Genomic DNA, 2,982 nt, shown 5'->3' with positions numbered 1-2,982 from the left:
GTGATATTCTGAGCTTGTGTATGACTCAAGAGAGCCCGACCATGTCGGGCTCTCTAATAACTGCTATCACCAGCTCTTCATTACCAATGCGCTGTGACTTCATCAGCCAACCCCACGCCATCGCATTAGAAAAATTTAATCGAGTTGCGTCCACTAACCGCATCACGTTCAGTGGTTTTTTTATCCGGTTCAGGCTGATTATTTTTTCCCGTGGTTGAGCTATTCGGATTGGTCTTTTGCTGTTTTGGCTGCGGTGACTTTTTCTTCGCTGCGGGATTTTTCGCTCGGTTATTTTTGCTTTTACGCGGCGAAACATTTTCTGAATCTGTTGTCTGAGATGTCTTTTTACGGGCCGGACTCGGCTTCTTCCGAACGGGCGCAGACTGAGATGGCTCAGCCACAGGAACATCACAAATCACCAGATAGTATTCACCGTTAAACTCGACGAGATCACCGTCATAGATTTTACAGCGTTTGCGCCGTTCGACCTCACCATTGACCACAACATATCCGTCAGCAATCGCATATTTGGCTTCTCCGCCACCACTGAGCACATTGGCTAATTTCAGAACTTTATATAGTTCGATGGGCTGATGGTTGACTTCAATGCCAATCGCTTCGATTTCAATTTCTGCTGCTTCATCAGCGTGGTTGTCATGGTTTTGCATAGCTAAATTCTGAGAGATGATTTTGGGGAGAGTGTATCGGTTTGTCGGAGAAAGTGACAATGCTATTTATCGAAAATAGTAATAGTGGTCGGGAGAGATATTTTTCATATTTTAATTATTTGTTTTAAATGTAATTTTTGTTTTAGATATTCACTTAGTTTATTATTGGACCCCTTTTGTTTAACACAATATATGGCGTGAATATGAAGAAACAAGTAAAGCGTGCTGTTGCATTTGTTGTCACCGCATTGTGGGGCGCTTCGGTGTCGGCTGCGACGGGCTGCTATCCGGAATATACTGACGGTTCACAATGGTTTGAGAAAACGATTACCTTTAATCCCGCGATGACCATTAATTACGACTCATCGTCATGGGGAAGTATCCGTCATGTTGTGTTTAAGTTTGAGAGTTCAGAGATTGAGAATACCGGGGAACATCAGGTGAGCTTTAGTCGCGTTAATCTAAGGTATTGGTTAAGTGACGTTTTGGTTCAGCCTTTGATAAAACGTCAAACATCCGGATAGCGGTCATGCTATCCGGATGTTTGACGCTGAGTATGATTACGAATGACTAAATTGTTGCACCAGTCGTTGCAGGCTTTCCAGACGAGTTACAAGGGTATGCGTCCGTTCAACCGATGATGATGAGAGTGATTTTGTCGACTGAATCGCATCATTCATCCGCATCACATGTGCGTTGATCCCTTGGGTCACTTGTACTTGTTCGGTGATGGCTTGTGCCGTGTACGCACTTTGCTCGCCGATGGAGACTAAATCACTCACAATTGCCTCGAATGATTCCTTGCTTTGTTGTGATTTGACGACGCTTTGTTCTGAAGCCTTGACGCCTTCCGTCATCAACTGTCCCGTCTTATTGACAGTTGTTTGCAGCACTTCAATCTTTGAGCGGATGTCTCCGACAGACGTACTTGTTTTGGCTGATAAGGCACGGACTTCATCTGCGACCACCGCAAAGCCGCGCCCATGCTCACCGGCTCTGGCTGCTTCAATCGCGGCATTGAGGGCCAATAAGTTGGTTTGCTCTGCGATGCCTTGAATCATTTCCAGAATCGTTTCGATGCCATCAACATCGCTATACAGTTGGTTCAGCGCAGTTTTTGAATGTTCTAAATGTTGACTCAACAGATGAACGGTCCGGACGGCTTCATCAATGGTCTGAGTGCCTTCCTGCGCTTTGTTTTGCGCATCGTTCGCAAATTCTGCACTCTGTTTCGCCTGTTTGGAGACTTCATCAATTGAGGCCTGCATTTCTTCAGCTGAAACTGCCATCGCACTGGTGGCTGTTTCCTGTTCGTTTAACTCTCGATCAATCAACTGGCGGTTGTGTACTTCTTCATTGGCTGCCTGAAGCAGGGCGCCGGACGTTTCTTTGGCCCGAGCCGTTACCGCTCTCAACTCTGCACGCTTCATCAGCAGTGCCAGCTCGATGCGGGAGAAATCATCACAATGGCCGGTATAAGGTTGTTCCATGAGGGGATTGCTGTAATGGTCTTGAGCCAGTTCATTCAAGGTTGTCATGCGCAGTTTCAATCGAAATGAACACCCGATCTGGAGCAGTACCGATGGGAGCATCACCCCGAGTGTGAGCGGCAGCGAAAAGAGCTTAAACGCGAAAGCAAGCAGGGTTGCAAGTTGTATGAATGTCAGCCCCAGCAAAAGACTGAACCATGGGATACGTCTGATGGTGACCGGGCCTTTTTTCAAACGCTGATACAGAGAGGTTGCCCGCGAAATCTGCTCATCCGTAGGCTGTGTTCTGACGGATTGATATTCGTAGATTTTCCCATCTTTGCCCATGATCGGTGTGACAAAAGCAGAGACCCAATAATGGCCGGAATTTTTACACTGATTCTTGACCAGTCCCATCCAACTCTTACCCGATTGGATATACTCCCACAACTGGCCAAAAGCTGCCCGCGGCATGTCATGATGGCGAATGATATTATGTGGTTTACCGAGGAGTTCCGTTTGTTGATAACCGGCAATGCGGCAAAAATCGGCGTTGCAGTCGGTGATATGGCTGTCGGGGGATGTAGTTGATATGAGGCTGTCATGCTCTGAAAAACTGACTCTTTTGTCTGTCATCGTAATCTCTTTACTATCGATCTGTCCGTGATGATTCATGCAGTGTTTTGTGTTTAAGCGCAGTCATTTGCATAGAGTTACAATTCTATCAAATAAACATGACAGGATGTTGATATGGGTCATCAAGTCAATCGCTATTTATACTGTGCTGTGCAGCACAGTTACATGGTCTTTCATTGATAGTGTCTCAAATTACATGCTATGTTGAC

3 protein-coding genes are annotated in these 2,982 nt (G+C 46.0%); 1 reads left to right on the top strand and 2 read right to left on the bottom strand.

The features are described from left to right. Nucleotides 1-125 precede the first annotated feature (125 nt). Nucleotides 126-668 (bottom strand): RNA-binding S4 domain-containing protein, encoded by a 543-nt coding sequence (locus AC55NX_RS15115; RefSeq protein ID WP_496996479.1) that lies wholly within the window; start codon nucleotides 666-668, stop codon nucleotides 126-128. A 203-nt stretch (nucleotides 669-871) separates the two neighbouring features. Between AC55NX_RS15115 and AC55NX_RS15110 the strand changes: the two genes are divergently transcribed. After that, complete coding sequence (locus AC55NX_RS15110) at nucleotides 872-1,192, top strand: hypothetical protein (RefSeq protein WP_496996478.1); 321 nt, start codon at nucleotides 872-874, stop codon at nucleotides 1,190-1,192. A gap of 36 nt (nucleotides 1,193-1,228) precedes the next feature. On the opposite strand, the gene AC55NX_RS15105 is transcribed toward AC55NX_RS15110, so the two are convergent. After that, complete coding sequence (locus tag AC55NX_RS15105; RefSeq protein WP_496996477.1) at nucleotides 1,229-2,773, bottom strand: methyl-accepting chemotaxis protein; 1,545 nt, start codon at nucleotides 2,771-2,773, stop codon at nucleotides 1,229-1,231. Nucleotides 2,774-2,982 lie beyond the last annotated feature (209 nt).

The organism is Vibrio rubrogenes (assembly GCF_059641415.1).
The sequence above is the reverse complement of the archived record's forward strand: the minus strand, read 5'-3'. Positions and strand labels throughout refer to the sequence as shown.